At 75.4% G+C, this 15599-nt stretch carries 12 protein-coding genes; 7 read left to right on the forward strand and 5 right to left on the reverse strand.

The features are described 5' to 3' along the window. Positions 1-99: 99 nt before the first annotated feature. The 4 genes from ACFV4P_RS21550 to ACFV4P_RS21565 form a co-directional block, all read right to left on the reverse strand. Positions 100-1662, reverse strand: coding sequence for a DUF5691 domain-containing protein (locus ACFV4P_RS21550; RefSeq protein ID WP_380473347.1), 1563 nt, complete (start codon positions 1660-1662; stop codon positions 100-102). Further along, positions 1659-1796: a hypothetical protein gene (locus tag ACFV4P_RS21555; RefSeq protein WP_158071864.1), complete on the reverse strand. Its 138-nt coding sequence runs from the start codon at positions 1794-1796 to the stop codon at positions 1659-1661. Before ACFV4P_RS21555 ends, ACFV4P_RS21550 begins: the two co-directional genes overlap by 4 nt. Before the next feature lie 260 nt (positions 1797-2056). Beyond that, on the reverse strand, positions 2057-3370 hold the full coding sequence (locus ACFV4P_RS21560) for an SWIM zinc finger domain-containing protein (protein WP_380473349.1): 1314 nt from the start codon (positions 3368-3370) through the stop codon (positions 2057-2059). A gap of 128 nt (positions 3371-3498) precedes the next feature. Further along, entirely contained in the window at positions 3499-3867 is a 369-nt protein-coding gene (locus ACFV4P_RS21565; protein ID WP_380473351.1) for a MerR family transcriptional regulator, read from the reverse strand. A 91-nt stretch (positions 3868-3958) separates the two neighbouring features. On the opposite strand from ACFV4P_RS21565, the gene ACFV4P_RS21570 reads away from it, so the two are divergent. The 6 genes from ACFV4P_RS21570 to sucD all read left to right on the forward strand — a co-directional run bounded on the left by ACFV4P_RS21570 (position 3959) and on the right by sucD (position 11704). Next, positions 3959-4390, forward strand: coding sequence for a hypothetical protein (locus tag ACFV4P_RS21570; protein WP_380473353.1), 432 nt, complete (start codon positions 3959-3961; stop codon positions 4388-4390). A gap of 111 nt (positions 4391-4501) precedes the next feature. Further along, a complete protein-coding gene (locus ACFV4P_RS21575; RefSeq protein ID WP_380473355.1) occupies positions 4502-5599 on the forward strand; it encodes an AAA family ATPase in 1098 nt (365 codons plus the stop codon). After that, complete coding sequence (locus tag ACFV4P_RS21580; RefSeq protein WP_380473357.1) at positions 5596-7992, forward strand: DUF5682 family protein; 2397 nt, start codon at positions 5596-5598, stop codon at positions 7990-7992. The genes ACFV4P_RS21575 and ACFV4P_RS21580 overlap by 4 nt, the downstream gene beginning before the upstream one ends. Positions 7993-8175: 183 nt before the next feature. Then, a complete protein-coding gene (locus ACFV4P_RS21585; protein ID WP_380473595.1) occupies positions 8176-9282 on the forward strand; it encodes a VWA domain-containing protein in 1107 nt (368 codons plus the stop codon). A gap of 340 nt (positions 9283-9622) precedes the next feature. Further along, entirely contained in the window at positions 9623-10795 is a 1173-nt protein-coding gene (gene sucC / locus ACFV4P_RS21590; protein WP_380473359.1) for an ADP-forming succinate--CoA ligase subunit beta, read from the forward strand. 18 nt (positions 10796-10813) lie between these two features. Continuing rightward, positions 10814-11704 (forward strand): succinate--CoA ligase subunit alpha, encoded by an 891-nt coding sequence (gene sucD / locus ACFV4P_RS21595; protein WP_073808040.1) that lies wholly within the window; start codon positions 10814-10816, stop codon positions 11702-11704. Positions 11705-11779: 75 nt separating this feature from the next. Here sucD and ACFV4P_RS21600 read toward each other — a convergent pair whose 3' ends face one another. Beyond that, the gene (locus ACFV4P_RS21600; RefSeq protein ID WP_380473361.1) at positions 11780-13363 is read right to left on the reverse strand and encodes a LuxR C-terminal-related transcriptional regulator; all 1584 of its coding nucleotides are present in this window, start codon (positions 13361-13363) and stop codon (positions 11780-11782) included. A gap of 117 nt (positions 13364-13480) precedes the next feature. Between ACFV4P_RS21600 and ACFV4P_RS21605 the strand changes: the two genes are divergently transcribed. Next, positions 13481-14749, forward strand: coding sequence for a DUF6350 family protein (locus ACFV4P_RS21605; protein ID WP_380473363.1), 1269 nt, complete (start codon positions 13481-13483; stop codon positions 14747-14749). The last annotated feature ends 850 nt before the right edge of the window (positions 14750-15599 follow it).

Here is a 15599-nt window from a genome sequence, read left to right on the forward strand (position 1 = left end):
GGGGGGTTGTGGGGGGTGGCGCCCCCCGCGCCCCCCCCCCCCCCCCCCGGGCCGGGGGCCCCCCGGGCCCCACCCCCCCCGGCCCCCGCCGCGTGTCCGCTACCCGGCGGTGAGTTCGCCGAGCATCGCCTGCCGGAAGCGCAGGGTGCCGGCGAGCCGGGTGAAGGTGTCGGCCCAGGCGGTGTCCGGCGACGTGTCGGCGGCCAGCGCCTCGACCGCCGGGGCGGTCTCCGGGGCGAGGGCCCGCTCGGTCATGCCGAGGACACCGCTGTGGGACCACGGGTACGAGCCGAGCTCCGCGGCCCGCTTGAGCGCGGCGACCACCGCCGTGGACAGCGGCGGCGTCCACGGCGTCGCGCACGCGCCGAGCAGCTGGAAGGCGTCACCGAGGCCGTGGGTCTGCACGAACGCGGCCGTCCAGGAGGCGCGTTCGGCGGGCGACAGGACGGCCAGCAGCTTCGCGGGCGCGCCCGGGGTGCGGGCCTCGCGGCCCGGGCGGGGCGGGGCGCCGAGCAGCGCCCGCGCCCAGTCGGCGTTCTGCTGGCGGACGGCGGCGCGGGCCCACGCCTCGCGCAGGTCCTCGGCCCACTCCGCGCCGCCGCCGTCCCCGTCCGCGTCCACGGTGGGCACGGCGAGCAGCTGTTCGGGCGTCAGGCCGGTGTCGGCGGTCCACACCGTGAGCGGTGCGGCGGCCGCGACCTCGCCGAACCACCAGGCCCGTTCGCCGCGCCCGGTGGGCGACTTGACGGGTATGCCGTCGCGCTGCATCGCGGCGTCGCAGGCGGTCGGCGGGGTGATGTGCAGCCGGCCGCCGTCGTGGCGGACGACCGCGCGGGCGCGGTCGGCCATCCGGGCGGCGAGCGCCGAACCCGGCAGCGTGGACAGCAGTTCGGCGGCGGTGGCGCGGACGTTCTTGGAGCGGTCGCCGAGCGCGGCCTCCAGGAACTCCTCGTCGGCGCCGGAGAGTCCGTCCTGCAGCGCGTCCAGGAACAGCACCCGGTCCTCGGCCCGCTCGGTCGCCCAGGTGGAGGCGAGCAGTGCCAGGCCGGCCGCCGGGTCGGTCCGGCGCAACCCGGCCAGGTGGGTGACGCGCTCCGCGAACAGGCCTTCCTGCCAGAGGAGTTCACCGGGGCGGTCGAGGCCGTCCGGGTCGGTGGCGGTCCGGGTGACGTACCGCCAGTCGGGGTTCTGCGGGGCCAGCCAGCGGCCGAGCGGGCCGGCCAGCGCGACGGCGTCGGCGCGCAGTTCGGAGCGGGCCCGGGCGGCGTCCAGCAGCGCCGGGACGAGCGCCGGCGGCAGCCGGTAGCCGTGCGTGCGGGCCACCGCCAGCCACTGCGGGAGCAGTTCGGCCAGGTTGGCGGTGGAGCCGTGGCCGCCGCGGGTGCCGAGCAGCACGGCGAGCCGACGGGCGGCGAGTTCGGGCAGCGCCGGGCGGGTGTCGTCCGGGGCGGGCGCGGGGGTGTCCACGGCGGGCGCGGGCAGCGCACCCGCCCGGCGACGGACCGCCGCGAGGGCGGCCAGGTCGAGCAGCGCGGTGGCCGGCTCGGTGCGGTCCACGGACGCGGCGAGCGGCGAACCGGGCTCGGGCAGCGGACGGCGGTCGGTGCCGAGCAGGGCCGCGCCCTGCAGGTCGGCCCACTGGTCGCCGGTGACGGCGGTCATGCGCGGCCTCCGATCGGACGGGCGGTGGTGCGGTGGCGGCGGCCCCAGCCGCTGGCGGTGGCGGCGCGGCGGGCGGCGTGGTGCAGGCAGATGCGTCGGACGGCGGCGCGCTGGCGGGTGCGGATGCAGGACATGTGGTTCCTCCGGTTGACGGGCCGTCGGGATGCGCCGGGGAGCGCCCGGGCCGGTCGGTCGGGTGTGGTGGGGCTCTTGGTGCGGGTCTCCGCGCACGTGCGGGGCGCTGCCGGCGCTTCTCGGGCGCTTCTCGGGCGCTTCTCGGGCGCTTCCGGGTGCTTCCGGGGCGCTTTCGGGCGTTTTTGGGCAGGCCGGAGCCGTGACGTGGCGTCAGAGCGGTGCGCGGGGTGCGGGTGTTGCGCGGGGTGAGGGTTCCGGGTCAGCCGAGGCCGACGGGGCGGTGCTCGGCGTCCCAGGCGGTGACGGGCGTGAAACCGGCGTGGCCGCACTCGCCGAACAGCGTGACGGGATGCCCGGCGGAGACCGCGGCCAGCCGCCACAGCGCGGCGTCGGCCAGCGCCCCGCGGCGCACCGGCAGGGTGCCGCGGCCGTCGGTGAGCTGCCAGCCGTCCGGCGTGAGGACGGGGACGACGTCGGCGAGGACGGCCGGCCAGCTGTCCAGCCACGGGTCCTCGGCGACGGCGGTGCCGTACCCGGCCAGCGCCTCGGCGGGCGACAGGCCGGCGGGCACCGCCATCGGGGCCGGCTCCGGGCTGCCGTAACGGGTGCCGAGGACGGCGCGCAGCGGGCGGGCGCCCGGGTGGAAGGCCAGGTCGGCCTCCAGCAGACGGCCGGTCGGCAGCGCGAGGTCCGGGGCCTGGCCGGGACGGCCGAAGGCCAGCAGCAGCGCGTCACGGCCGGTCTTCGCACCGCGCAGCCACACCCGGCGGGTGGTCAGCCGCTCGTCGGCGGTGTCCCGGCTGCCCAGGACCTGCCAGCGGTCCCGGACGGTCGGCCCGGCGAGCAGTTCGGCCGCGTCGGTGGTGAAACCGACCCGGGTGCGGACCGTCGCGGCGAGCTCCTCCGGCAGCGTGTCGATCCGGCCGTACGCGCCGGCCAACAGGTGCAGCATCGCGAACTCCTCCAACAGCGCGTCCTGCGGGGTGTCGGCCAGTGCCCGGACGCGGGCGGCCAGACCCGGGGCCTGGGCGTCGACCATGCGGGCCGCCACCTCGTCCCACGCGCCCGCCGGCAGCGGGTCGGCCAGGCCACGGCGGACGCCGTCGGCCAGCCGCAGCCGCAGGTCCAGCGCGCCGGCGGCGACCCGCGCGGAACGCTTCGCGGCCCGCTTCCGGGACGCCTCCGGATCCGCGTCGGCGGCCTTCGCCTGCTGCTTCGCGGCCTTGTCGGCGGCGGCCTGGCTGCGGCTGTTCAGCCACTCCGAGACCCAGTCCGGCGGCTCGGCGGCCGGGGCGACCGCCTCCGGACCGGACGCCCACAGCAGCAGCAGGCCCAGGGCGTGCTTGCACGGGAACTTGCGGCTCGGACAACTGCACTTGTAGGCGGGGGTGCCGAGCTCCACCGCCGTCCGGTACGGCGTGCTGCCGCTGCCCTTGCACAGGCCCCACAGCGCGCCCTGACCGGTGCCGGCGGAGCTCCACGGGGCGGGCCCGGACAGCTTGCCCGCGGCTTTCTGGGACGCCGGGTCGGGGGCCAGGGAAAGGACGTGTTCGGTGCTCCAGCGTTCCTCCATGACCACCACATTAGGCGGCGCCACTGACAGTTGAGCCGGGGTCAGTCGGCGGCCTGCGGCAGGCGTCGGCGGAGGAGGTTCGGGCCCGACGTCGGCCGGTGCGCCTCAAGGCCCCGGTGGAGGGAGTCTCAGGTCCGAGGTCGGGGAGCCGGGGCCAGCGGGCAGCCGGAGCCGACCCGTTCGACCAGGTCGGCGCGGAGCTCGGCGAGTTCGGCGGTGCGGGCGTCGATCAGGGCGATCTTCTCCCGCAGCAACGCGGACAGCCGCTCGGCGGCGTCCGGGGCGCCGTCCAGCTCCGCGCCGGTGCGGGCGATCTCCGCGAGCGAGAAGCCGAGCGCCTGCGCGGTGCGGACGTACCGCAGCCAGGGCACCGCCTCCGGCGGAAAGTCGCGGTAGCCGTTCGGCAGTCGGCGGGCCGTCAGCAGGCCCGTGCGCTCGTAGAACCGGACGGTGTCGCGGCTCAGCCCGGTCAGCTCGGCGAGCTCCCCGATCCTCATGTCCCTGCCTCCGTCGGCGACTTGACCTTGGACAGTACTCCAGGGTCGAGCCTGGACCGGTCCCGCCGCCGAGGCCGAAGGAGCCCGCCCGATGACGTCCCTCCGCACGATCCGTGCCAGTGCCTGGTACGACCTGCTGGTCACCGCCCCGTTCGCCACCCCCTGGACGTTCGCCCTCGCGCACCGCGCGCTGTCCGCCACCGGACGGGCCCTCGGCGTGGGCGAACTCCCGCCGCCGGAACCGACGTTGACACTGTTCGCCAACCTGATGGGCTCGCTGGTGGTGGTGTGGGCGCTGCTGCGGCTGCTCCGCCCGCTGCCCGTGCACGGGCTGTACGACGGCGCGGCCAGGGCGCTGTTCGCCTGCTGGCAGGCCTGGGCGCTGGCGCACGGCGCGACCGGACTGCTGTGGGGCTTCCTGGCCGTCGAGGTGGCCTTCGGCGCGGCCCAACTGTGGCCGTGGCGCGTCGGCCGGGCGGCGGTCGAGGGCCGGCGGAATTGTCGGTGGCGGGGTGCAGAGTAGGTGTCACACGGCCCGAACGGGAGTACGTCTTCCCAGGTCAGCGTCGTGTCGTTCCCTCTTCGCGCCCTTTTCCGCGCAGTGTTCTGACGTCCCGTGAGATCGGAGCAGTCGATGACCACCGAGACGACCAGCGAGGTCCTGCGGCAGCACGCCGAGGACGCGTTCGCCGAGGAGCTGGCCGCCCTCGCCCGGCACGACGACCGGGCCCGGCCGGAGCGCTGGCGGCTCTCGCCGTGGGCGGTCGCCACCTACCTGCTGGGCGGCGAACTCGCCGACGGCACCGTCATCACGCCCAAGTACATCGGCCCGCGCCGGGTGATCGAGGTCGCCGTCACCACGCTCGCCACCGACCGGGCGCTGCTACTGCTCGGCGTGCCCGGCACCGCCAAGACCTGGGTGTCCGAACACCTCGCCGCCGCCATCTCCGGCGACTCGACGCTGCTCGTCCAGGGCACCGCCGGTACGCCCGAGGAGGCCGTCCGCTACGGCTGGAACTACGCCCAACTGCTCGCCCACGGGCCCAGCGAGGACGCCCTGGTGCCGTCCCCGCTGATGCGCGCCATGCGGGACGGGCAGATCGCCCGCGTCGAGGAGCTCACCCGCATCCCCGCCGACGTGCAGGACAGCCTGATCACCATCCTGTCCGAGAAGACCCTGCCGGTGCCCGAACTCGGCAGCGAGGTCCAGGCGGTGCGCGGCTTCAACGTGATCGCCACCGCCAACGACCGCGACCGCGGCGTCAACGAACTCTCCTCCGCGCTGCGCCGCCGCTTCAACACCGTGGTGCTGCCGCTGCCCGCCACCCTCGAAGAGGAGGTCGAGATCGTCACCCGCCGGGTCGGCCAGCTCGGCCGCTCCCTCGACCTGCCCGAACTGCCGGGCGGCGCCGAGGAGATCCGTCGCGTGGTCACCGTCTTCCGCGAGCTGCGGGCCGGCCTGACCGCCGACGGCCGCACCAAGGTCAAGACGCCCAGTGGCACGCTGTCCACCGCCGAGGCGATCTCGGTCGTCACCAACGGCCTCGCCCTCGCCACCCACTTCGGCGACGGCGTGCTGCGGGCCGGCGACGTCGCGGACGGCATCGTCGGCGCGGTCGTCCGCGACCCGGTCGCCGACCGCCAGGTGTGGCGCGAGTACGTGGAGGGCGTGGTCCGCGACCGCGACGGCTGGAAGGACTTCTACCGGGCCGCCCGGGAGGTCTCCGCGTGACTGCCGCCCAGGTGACGCTGCTCGGGGTGCGCCACCACGGCCCCGGCTCGGCCCGCGCGGTCGCCGCCGCGCTGGCCGCCCTGCAACCCGACGTCGTGCTGGTCGAGGGCCCGCCGGAGGCCGACGAGCTGACCGCGCTGGCCGCCGAGAAGGACATGGTCCCGCCGGTCGCCCTGCTCGCCCACGTCAGCGACGACCCGGCGCGGGCCGCGTTCTGGCCGTTCGCCGAGTTCTCGCCCGAGTGGGTGGCGCTGCGGCACGCCGCGGACGCCGGGGTGCCGGTCCGCTTCATCGACCTGCCGGCGGGGCAGAGCCTCGCGCTCGGGCGGCGCGGGGCGGAGTTGGAGGCCGATCCGGACACGGACGCGGAGGCGGGTTCGGAATCTGGTTCGGATTCGGGTGCGACGTTCGGGGCCGACGGAGCGTCAGAAGAGCAGGAGGAGGGGTCGGGAGTGCCGGGGGGCACTTCCGGGCCCGCCCCCGCCCCGGTCGACCCGATCGCCGAACTCGCCGCCGCCGCCGGGCACCCCGACCCGGAGGCGTGGTGGGAGGACGTGATCGAGCACCGCGCCCCCGGCGACGACCCGCTCGCCCCGTTCGCCGCCCTCGCCGAGGCGATGGCCGCGCTGCGCGAGCACCACCCGGTCGAGCGGCGCGACGAGATCCGCGAGGCCGCCATGCGGCAGCAGATCCGCGCCGCCCGCCGCGCCGGACACCGCACCATCGCCGTGGTCTGCGGCGCCTGGCACGTCCCCGCGCTGGCCGTGATGCCGACCGTCGCCCACGACCGGGCGCTGCTCGCCGACCTCCCCAAGAAGCTCAAGACCGAACTCACCTGGGTGCCGTGGACCCACCGCCGGCTGTCCCAGCACACCGGCTACGGCGCCGGCATCGACTCGCCGGGCTGGTATCACCACCTGTACACCACGCCCGAGCAGCCGATCGCCCGCTGGATGACCAAGGTCGCCGAACTGCTGCGCGCCGAGGACCACCCGGTCTCCTCCGCGCACGTCATCGAAGCGATCCGGCTCGCCGACGCCCTCGCCGTCATGCGCGGCCGCCCGCTGCCCGGCCTCACCGAGACCCTGGACGCGGTGCGCGCCGTCATGTGCGACGGCTCGGACATCGCGCTCGCGCTGGTCCACGAGCGGCTGGTGGTCGGCGACGCGCTCGGCGAAGTCCCCGACGGCGCGCCCGCGGTGCCGCTGCAGCGCGACCTGACGCGCCTTCAGCGGGCGCTGCGGCTCAAGCCCGAGGCGACGAGCCGGGACCTCGTCCTCGACCTGCGCAAGGACCTCGACGCCGAACGCTCCCGCCTGCTCCACCGGCTGCGGCTGCTCGGCCTGCACTGGGGGCGGCCGGTCCGCGACAGCGTGCAGTCCACCGGCACCTTCCGGGAGACCTGGCGGCTGGAGTGGGAGCCCGAGTACGCCGTCCGCCTGGTCGAGGCCGGACAGTGGGGCACCACCGTGCTGGGCGCGGCGACCGGGAAGGCGGTCTCCGACGCGGCGACGGCCGAACTCCCCGCACTCACCGAACTCGCGGAGCACTGCCTGCTGGCGGCGCTGCCCGACGCGCTGCCCGAGGTGATGCGGCGGCTCGCCGACCGCGCCGCGCTCGACACCGACGCCGGGCACCTCGCCACCGCGCTGCCCGCGCTGGTCCGCACGCTGCGCTACGGCGACGTCCGGGCCACCGACACCAGCGCGCTCACGGCCGTCGCGGTCGGCCTCGCCGAGCGGCTCTGCGTCGCGCTGCCGGCGGCCTGCACGGGGCTCGACGCGGACGGGGCGAGTGTCCGCCGCACCGAGATCGACGCCGTCCACCAGGCGATCGCCCTGCTCGCCGACACCGCCATCGGCGAACGGTGGGCCGGCACGCTGGCCGCGCTCGCCGCCCGCGAACCGCACGGCGGTCCGGCCACCGGCGTCCCCGGTCTGCTGCGCGGACGCGCCGTCCGACTGCTGCTCGACGACGGCCGGATCGACACCGCGGAGGCCGGCCGGCGGCTCGGCCTGGTCCTCTCGATCGCCTCCGGGCCGCTGGACGCCGCCGGCTGGGTCGAGGGCCTGGTCTCCGGCGGCGGCGCGATGCTGCTGCACGACCCGGCGCTGCTCGGCCTGCTCGACACCTGGCTGTGCGGCGTCCCCGCCGAGACCTTCACCGACCTGCTGCCGATCCTGCGCCGCACCTTCTCCTCGCTGGAGACGGGCGTCCGCCACACCATCGGCTCCCGGGTGGCGGCGGGTCCGCTGAACACGTCCGTGCTGGAGAAGGGTCCTGACGTCGAGGTGGACGCCGAGCGGGCGGACGCGGCGACGCCGGTGCTGGCGCTGCTCCTCGGTGTGCAGCGGCCGGTCATTCCGCGTCAGTCGGATTGCCGCGCGGGCTGACGTGTCGTAGCCGGGCGGCAGGATCGGTGCTGTCCCGATCGTGTGGGCGGTCCGCGGGACGCACCTGCCGCGTTGCCCCGATCTCTCCCTTTCTTCGTTCCGCTTCGCGCAGTTCCCCGCGCCCCGACCGGGCGCGGGGGTTAAGGAGTGATTCAAGTGACTGTCCGTCAGGATGATGAGCGGATGCGGCGGTGGCGGCTGGTGCTCGGGGCCGAGGGGGACGGGACCGGGGTGCGGCTGTCGCGGCGGGACGCGGGGATGGACGGGGCGTTGGGGGCGCTCTACCGGGAGGACGGGAAGCGGTCGGCGGGGCTCGGGGGGTCGGCTCCGCAGGTGGCCCGGTGGCTGGGCGACATCCGGGAGTACTTCCCGACCAGCGTGGTGCAGCTGATGCAGCAGGACGCGATCTCGCGGCTGGGGCTGGACCGGCTGCTGCTGGAGCCGGAGATGCTGGCGGCGGTCGAGCCGGACGTCCACCTGGTGGGAACCCTGCTGTCGTTGAAGCACGCGCTGCCGGAGACCACCCGGGAGACGGCGCGGGCGGTGGTCGGCAAGGTGGTCGCGGAGCTGGAGCGCCGGCTGGCCGACAAGACCCGGTCCACGCTGGGCGGGGCGCTGGACCGCAGCGCGAAGGTGAACCGGCCCAAGCACCGGGACATCGACTGGGACCGCACGATCCGGGCCAACCTGTCGAAGTACCTGCCGGAGTACCGGACGGTGGTGCCGGAGCGGCTGGTCGGCTACGCCCGGGCGCAGCGGGCGGTGAAGAAGGACGTGATCCTCTGCATCGACCAGTCCGGGTCGATGGCGCCCTCGGTGGTGCACTCGGCGGTGTTCGGCGCGGTGCTGGCGTCGATGCACAGCCTGGACACCCGGCTGGTGGTGTTCGACACCTCGGTGGTGGACCTGACCGAGCAGTTGAGCGACCCGGTGGACGTGCTGTTCGCGACGCAGCTGGGCGGCGGCACCGACATCAACCGGGCGCTGGCGTACTGCCAGTCGAAGATCACCCGGCCGTCGGAGACCATCGTGGTGCTGATCAGCGACCTGTACGAGGGCGGCATCCGGGACGAGATGCTGAAGCGGGTGGCGTCGATGAAGGCGTCGGGGGTGCAGTTCATCGCGCTGCTGGCGCTGTCGGACGAGGGCGCGCCGGCCTACGACCACGCGCACGCGCAGGCGCTGGCGGCGCTGGGGGCCCCGGCGTTCGCCTGCACCCCGGACGCGTTCCCGGACATCATGGCGGCCGCGATCGAGAAGCGTCCGCTGCCGGTGCCGGACCGCCGGTGACGGGTCAATGGCGGCCGCCGCCACCCGTGCGGGTGGTCCTGTGGTGCGGTCGCCCGTCGCGCGCCCCGGGCTGGTGAGGGGCCCGGCGACACGCCTGACCGGGTCCGCTGTGACGGTTCTCACGAAGGTCGAGCCGGTCCCGAGCGAAACCTGCCCGCCGTCCGGGGATAACCTGCCATGCGGACGTGACGCGCGTGTTGATTGACGATGCGCCCGGCAACTTGGTGGGCCGCAAGGCCGTACATCTGCGTACCCGCTCAGCGCCGACGACCCGCAGCGAAGATCCTGCCGTGGCACGCTCGTAGAGACACATTCCGCGACCACGAACAAGGACAAACACGTGGACCTGTTCGAGTACCAGGCGAGGGACCTCTTCGCCAAGCACGGTGTACCCGTGCTTGACGGCGATGTCATCGAGACCGCCGCAGACGCTGCCGCCATCGCGGAGCGCTTCGGCGGCCGAGCCGTCGTCAAGGCTCAGGTGAAGGTGGGTGGCCGAGGCAAGGCCGGTGGCGTGAAGCTCGCGTCCGACCCCCAGGACGCCGTGGCCAAGGCCGAGGCCATCCTCGGCATGGACATCAAGGGCCACACCGTCCACAAGGTGATGCTGGCGCAGACCGCGGACATCAAGGAGGAGTACTACGTCTCCTTCCTGCTCGACCGCACCAACCGCACCTTCCTGGCGATGGCCAGCGTCGAGGGCGGCGTGGAGATCGAGGTCGTCGCCGAGGAGAACCCCGACGCGCTCGCCAAGATCCCGGTGGACGCCAACGAGGGCGTGACCGCGGAGAAGGCCGCCGAGATCGTCGCCGCCGCGAAGTTCCCGGCCGAGATCGCCGACCAGGTCGCCGACGTCCTGCAGAAGCTCTGGGTCGTCTTCGTCAAGGAGGACGCCCTCCTGGTCGAGGTCAACCCGCTGATCAAGTCCGGCGACGGCAAGATCATCGCCCTGGACGGCAAGGTCTCCCTCGACGAGAACGCCGAGTTCCGCCAGCCGGAGCACGAGGCGCTCGAGGACAAGGCCGCCGCCAACCCGCTGGAGGCCGCGGCCAAGGCGAAGGGCCTGAACTACGTCAAGCTCGACGGCCAGGTCGGCATCATCGGCAACGGCGCGGGCCTCGTCATGAGCACCCTGGACGTCGTCGCGTACGCCGGTGAGAACCACGGCGGCGTGAAGCCGGCCAACTTCCTCGACATCGGCGGCGGCGCGTCCGCCGAGGTGATGGCGAACGGCCTGGAGATCATCCTGGGCGACACCGACGTCAAGTCGGTCTTCGTCAACGTCTTCGGCGGCATCACCGCGTGCGACGCGGTCGCCAACGGCATCGTGCAGGCCCTCGCGCTCCTGGAGAGCAAGGGCGAGGCCGTCACCAAGCCGCTGGTCGTCCGCCTGGACGGCAACAACGCCGAGCTGGGTCGTCAGATCCTGACCGACGCCAACCACCCGCTGGTGCAGCAGGTGGACACCATGGACGGCGCTGCTGACCGCGCCGCCGAGCTGGCCAACAAGTAAGGAAGGGGACTTAACACCATGGCTATCTTCCTTACCAAGGACAGCAAGGTCATCGTCCAGGGCATGACCGGCTCCGAGGGCATGAAGCACACCCGCCGCATGCTCGCCTCCGGCACCCAGATCGTCGGCGGCGTGAACCCGCGCAAGGCCGGCACCACCGTGGACGTGGACGGCACCGAGGTTCCGGTGTTCGGCACCGTCGTCGAGGCGATCGAGAAGACCGGTGCCGACGTCACCGTCATCTTCGTCCCGCCGGCGTTCACCAAGTCCGCCGTCGTCGAGGCCATCGACGCCGAGATCGGCCTGGCCGTCGTCATCACCGAGGGCGTGCCGGTGCACGACACCGCCGCGTTCTGGGCCCACGCCGGCGCCAAGGGCAACAAGACCCGCATCATCGGCCCGAACTGCCCCGGCCTGATCAGCCCCGGACAGTCCAACGCGGGCATCATCCCGGCCAACATCACCGGCCCGGGCAAGATCGGTCTGGTGTCGAAGTCCGGCACCCTGACCTACCAGCTCATGTACGAGCTGCGCGACCTCGGCTTCTCCTCCGCGGTGGGCATCGGCGGTGACCCGGTCATCGGCACCACCCACATCGACGCCCTCAAGGCGTTCCAGGAGGACCCGGAGACCGAGCTGATCGTCATGATCGGCGAGATCGGCGGCGACGCCGAGGAGCGTGCCGCGGCCTACATCGCCGAGCACGTCACCAAGCCGGTCGTCGGCTACGTCGCGGGCTTCACCGCGCCCGAGGGCAAGACCATGGGCCACGCCGGCGCCATCGTCTCCGGCTCCTCCGGCACCGCCCAGGCGAAGAAGGAGGCCCTTGAGGCCGCCGGCGTCAAGGTCGGCAAGACGCCGTCCGAGACCGCCCGCCTGGCCCGCGAGCTGATCGCCGCCGCCAAGTAGGGCGACACCGCTCCGGCACGAAGGCGCCGCCCACCTTCCGGTGGGCGGTGCCTTCGGCGTTCCGCGGGGGCGTGCTCAGACGCCGGGGGTGCGGCAGTGCGCCAACGGGACGCACGCGTTCGCCAGCGGAGGCGGCAGCTGGCGGCGGCCCGGCAGCGGGACCGGCAGCGAGCGGTGCACCCCGAACGCCGAGGGCACCGGCAGGGCATCCGCGCTGTCCGCGTCCTCGTCGGCGTCCTCGGACGGCTGCACCGAGGGCAGCACCCGGGCCGGCGGGCCGATCAACCGGGTCGGAGACCCCGGCGACGCGCCGCACCAGGGCGTCCGCAGGCCCGGCGCGCCGTCCACCGCCGCCGGCCCCGCGCTGCCCGAGCCCGCCGCCGTGCAGGCCGTCGCCGCCGGCAGGACCGGGCGCAGCAGGTCGGCCGGGCCCACGCCCAGCAGGGTGGTCGCCACGGCCGTGCCGACCACCACCGTCAGCGCGGCGGCCGCGCCCGTCAGCAGGCCGGTGTGCAGCCGGCTGTCCGCGACCAGCAGGGCCGGCGAGGGCAGCCGCGGGCCCGGGCAGCCGTGCACCGCCGCCCGGTGCAGCAACTCGGCGAGGCGCTCCGCGAACTCCGGATCGTCCGGGTCCGCGCCGACCAGCGCCGGGACCTCCCGGGCCAGCGAGGCGCGCGCCGAACGCACCCGGGCCTCCGCCGCGGCCGTGCTGGACTCCCCGTCCAGCGCCAACTGCTCCACCGACAGCCCCAGCGTGTCGTGCAGCACCAGCGCCCGGCGGCGCGGCCGGGACAGCCGCTGCAACGCCTTCAGCAGCGCCCGGTCCCGAGGCGTCAGCCGGGTCGGCGGCTCCGGGACGACCGGCTCGGCGACCTTGATCCGGCGCCGCGCCCGCAGCACCCGCGCCCGACGCGGGCCGCCCCGGTGCCACGGCGACAGCGCCAGGTCGAACGCCGCCGACCGCACCCGGCCCTCCGGGTCCGCCGTCGCCGACACCTCCTCCCACCGGCGGCCCGCCGCGCCCAGCGCCAGGTGCACGCAGTGCAGGGCGCGGTGCCGGTGGCCGGTCAGCAGGAAGGTCTGCTGCACCAGCCGGGTGTGCACCAGCGCGGCGAAGTCGGCGAAGTCGGCCGGGACGGCCTCGGGTGCGGCCTCCGACTCGGCTTCGGCTTCGGCCTCGGCTTCGGGCTCCGATTCGACCTCGGCTTCGGACTCGGGGGCCGACGGGTCGGACGGTGTGCCAGGAGGCGCGGCCTCGACGGGCTCGGTCTCGGGCTCGGGCTCGGGCACCGGCGGCCGGGGCGGGGCGGGGGCGGTGGACGGTGTGTCGTCCGTCGCCGGATCGGGTGAAGCCTTCCGGCGCTTCTTCGGGCGGGCGGCGGCCGGCGGCCCGGGCGGCCGGGCCAGGGCCGCGGCGAGGGCGGCGGCCTCCTCGTGGCTGGCGGCCCCGAGTTTGCGCATGGCGCGGTTGAGGTGGGCGCGGGCGGCGCCGGGGGCGATGCCGAGCCGGCGGGCCAGGGTGCGCAGGTCGTCGCCGGCGGCGAGCCTGGCCAGTGCCTGGGCCTCGCGCGGGGTGAGGCGGCGCAGCAGGCGTTGGGCGTTGTCGGAGGGCGAGTCTCCGGTGGTGCGCTCGGGTTCGGCGGTAGAAGGTGAAGTCACCGCAATCCTCCGCTGTGAATCCGTCCCGGCGATAGGCACATGTACTGATAATCCGGGACACGGCGAAGGTTTGCGCGTTGACACCCCGTAACGCGCGGCCTTGGCAGCATGTGGCCCATGACGCAGCTGATGGGCCGTCCGATCCTCGGCCTGCCGAGCGAACTCGACAGTCGTTCCCCCCTCGCCGATCTGCTCGCCGGGGTCCGTACCGCGCTGCTCACCCTGTCCGTGGTCGCCGTCCCGGTGTTCGGCCTGTGGGTGCTGGCCCCGTACGGCGACGACTCGGCGCAGGGCGCGGCCGGGACGGCGTTCGGGCTCTGGCTGCTCGGCCACGGCGCGCCGCTCGCCCGCGGGCCCGAGGCTGCGCCGGTGACGATCACTCCGCTGCTGCTCACGGTCGTCATCTCGGTGCTGCTGGTCCGGGCCGGTCGCCGGCTGGCCCAGCGCGCCCGGGGGCGCGGGTTCGTCCGCTGGCGCTCCCCGCTGGCGATGTACGCCGGGTACCAGCTGGTCGCGGCCGCCGCCGTCGCGCAGTGCGCCGACCCGGAGGCCGCGCTGTGCTCGCGGGCGGTGCCGGACCTGTTGGCGGTCGCGGCGCTGACCGCCGGGACGCTCGGCTACGGGCTGTGGGTCGGGCTCGGCCGGCCCGGGCAGCTGCCGCGGCTGCCGCTGCCCGAGGCGCTGTGGCCGTCCGACGGCGCGGAGCCGGTGGCGCTGCGGGCGCTGGCCGGATGGGGGGCCGCGCTGCTGGCCGGCGGCGGGGCGGTGTTCCTGGCGGCGGTGCTGCTCGGCTCGGCCGGGCAGAGCGCGCAGCGGCTCGGCGGCGACACCGCCGGGTGGCTCGGGCTGCTGCTGGCCTGCCTGGCACTGGTGCCCAACGCGCTGCTGTGGTCGGCGGGCTACGCGCTCGGCCCGGGCTTCACGGTCGGCGCGGGCAGCCACGCCGGGCCGCTCGGCACCCGGCTGGGCGCCGTCCCGGACTTCCCGCTGCTGGCGGTGCTGCCCGAACGGCGCGGCGCGGACTGGCACCTGCTGGTCGGCGCGGCGCCCGCCGCCGCCGCGGTCGTCGCCGCGCTGCTGCTGGGCCGCGCCGCGACCCGCTGGAGCATCCCGCAGACCGCGGTGGTCGCGGCCGTCACCGCGCTGGCCGCCGCCCCGCTCGGGATGCTGGCCGGCTGGTCCTGCGGGGGTGCGCTCGGGGTCCGACGAATGTCCGAACTCGGTCCGGTGCCATGGCAGTTCGGCCTGGCACAGAGCGCCTGGCTGCTGGCCGTGGCGGTGCCGGGCGCGCTGCTGGCCCGCTGGTGGCACACCCGCGGCGGGCCCGGCCCGGTGGTGCGGGTCCGGGCGGGCGCCTACCGGCTGGTGTGCCGACTGGCCGCCTGAGAACGCGTCACGCGTCACGCGTCGCGGAGGAACGGCGGTGCAGGGCGCGGGCCCGCTGTGACGGCGAGGGCCGTCCAGGTGGCCGTCAGCGGCAGGCCGCCGCCTTGGCGCGGAGTGTCGGGCTGCGGGCTGCGGCGGCGCAGGGTGCGCGGGCCCGCCGCGACGGCGAGGGCTGTTCATGGGACCGTCAGCGGCAGGCCGCCGCCTTGGCAGTTCGGCTTGGTGCAGATTGCCGGGCTGCGGGCTGCGGCGGTGCCGGCGCGCTGGTGGCACACCTGCGGCGGGCCCGGGCCGGTGGTGCGGGGCCGGGCCGGGTGCCTGTCGGCTGGCGTGCCGAGAGCGTGTCACGCGTCGCGGTGCAGGGCGCGGGCCCGCCGTGACGGCGAGGGATGTTCCCGTGGCCGTCAGCAGTGGGCCGCCGCCTTGGCGCAGAGTGCGGGCTGTGGCGGTGCTGGCGGCCGGTGGTGGGTCCGGGCCGGTGGTGCAGGGCCGGGCCGGGTGTCCGTCGGCCGGCGGACCGAGAGCGCGTCATGCGTCGCGGCGGCGCAGAGTGCGCAGGCCCGCCGCCACTGCGAGGGCCGTCCACGTGACCGTCAGCGGCAGGCCGCCGCCTTGACGCAGAGTGCCGGGCTGCGGGCTGCGGCGATGTTGGCGCGCCGGTGGTGGGCCCGGCCCGGTGGTGCGGGGCCGGGTGTCTGTCGGCTGGCGTGCCGAGAGCGCGTCATGCGTCGCGGCGGCGCAGGGTGCGCAGGCCTGCCGCCACTGCGAGGGCCGTCCACGTGACCGTCAGCGGCAGGCCGCCGCCTTGACGCAGAGTGCCGGGCTGCGGGCTGCGGCGATGGTGGCGCGC

It is taken from the genome of Kitasatospora sp. NPDC059795, from assembly GCF_042732175.1.
Classification (GTDB): domain Bacteria; phylum Actinomycetota; class Actinomycetes; order Streptomycetales; family Streptomycetaceae; genus Kitasatospora.

Coding starts and splice junctions, on each gene's coding strand:
- ACFV4P_RS21550 (WP_380473347.1), bottom strand. CDS start 1,662: ATGACCGCCGTCACCGGCGACCAGTGGGCCGACCTGCAGGGCGCGGCC.
- ACFV4P_RS21555 (WP_158071864.1), bottom strand. CDS start 1,796: ATGTCCTGCATCCGCACCCGCCAGCGCGCCGCCGTCCGACGCATCTGC.
- ACFV4P_RS21560 (WP_380473349.1), bottom strand. CDS start 3,370: ATGGAGGAACGCTGGAGCACCGAACACGTCCTTTCCCTGGCCCCCGAC.
- ACFV4P_RS21565 (WP_380473351.1), bottom strand. CDS start 3,867: ATGAGGATCGGGGAGCTCGCCGAGCTGACCGGGCTGAGCCGCGACACC.
- ACFV4P_RS21570 (WP_380473353.1), top strand. CDS start 3,959: ATGACGTCCCTCCGCACGATCCGTGCCAGTGCCTGGTACGACCTGCTG.
- ACFV4P_RS21575 (WP_380473355.1), top strand. CDS start 4,502: ATGACCACCGAGACGACCAGCGAGGTCCTGCGGCAGCACGCCGAGGAC.
- ACFV4P_RS21585 (WP_380473595.1), top strand. CDS start 8,176: ATGCGGCGGTGGCGGCTGGTGCTCGGGGCCGAGGGGGACGGGACCGGG.
- sucD (WP_073808040.1), top strand. CDS start 10,814: ATGGCTATCTTCCTTACCAAGGACAGCAAGGTCATCGTCCAGGGCATG.
- ACFV4P_RS21605 (WP_380473363.1), top strand. CDS start 13,481: ATGACGCAGCTGATGGGCCGTCCGATCCTCGGCCTGCCGAGCGAACTC.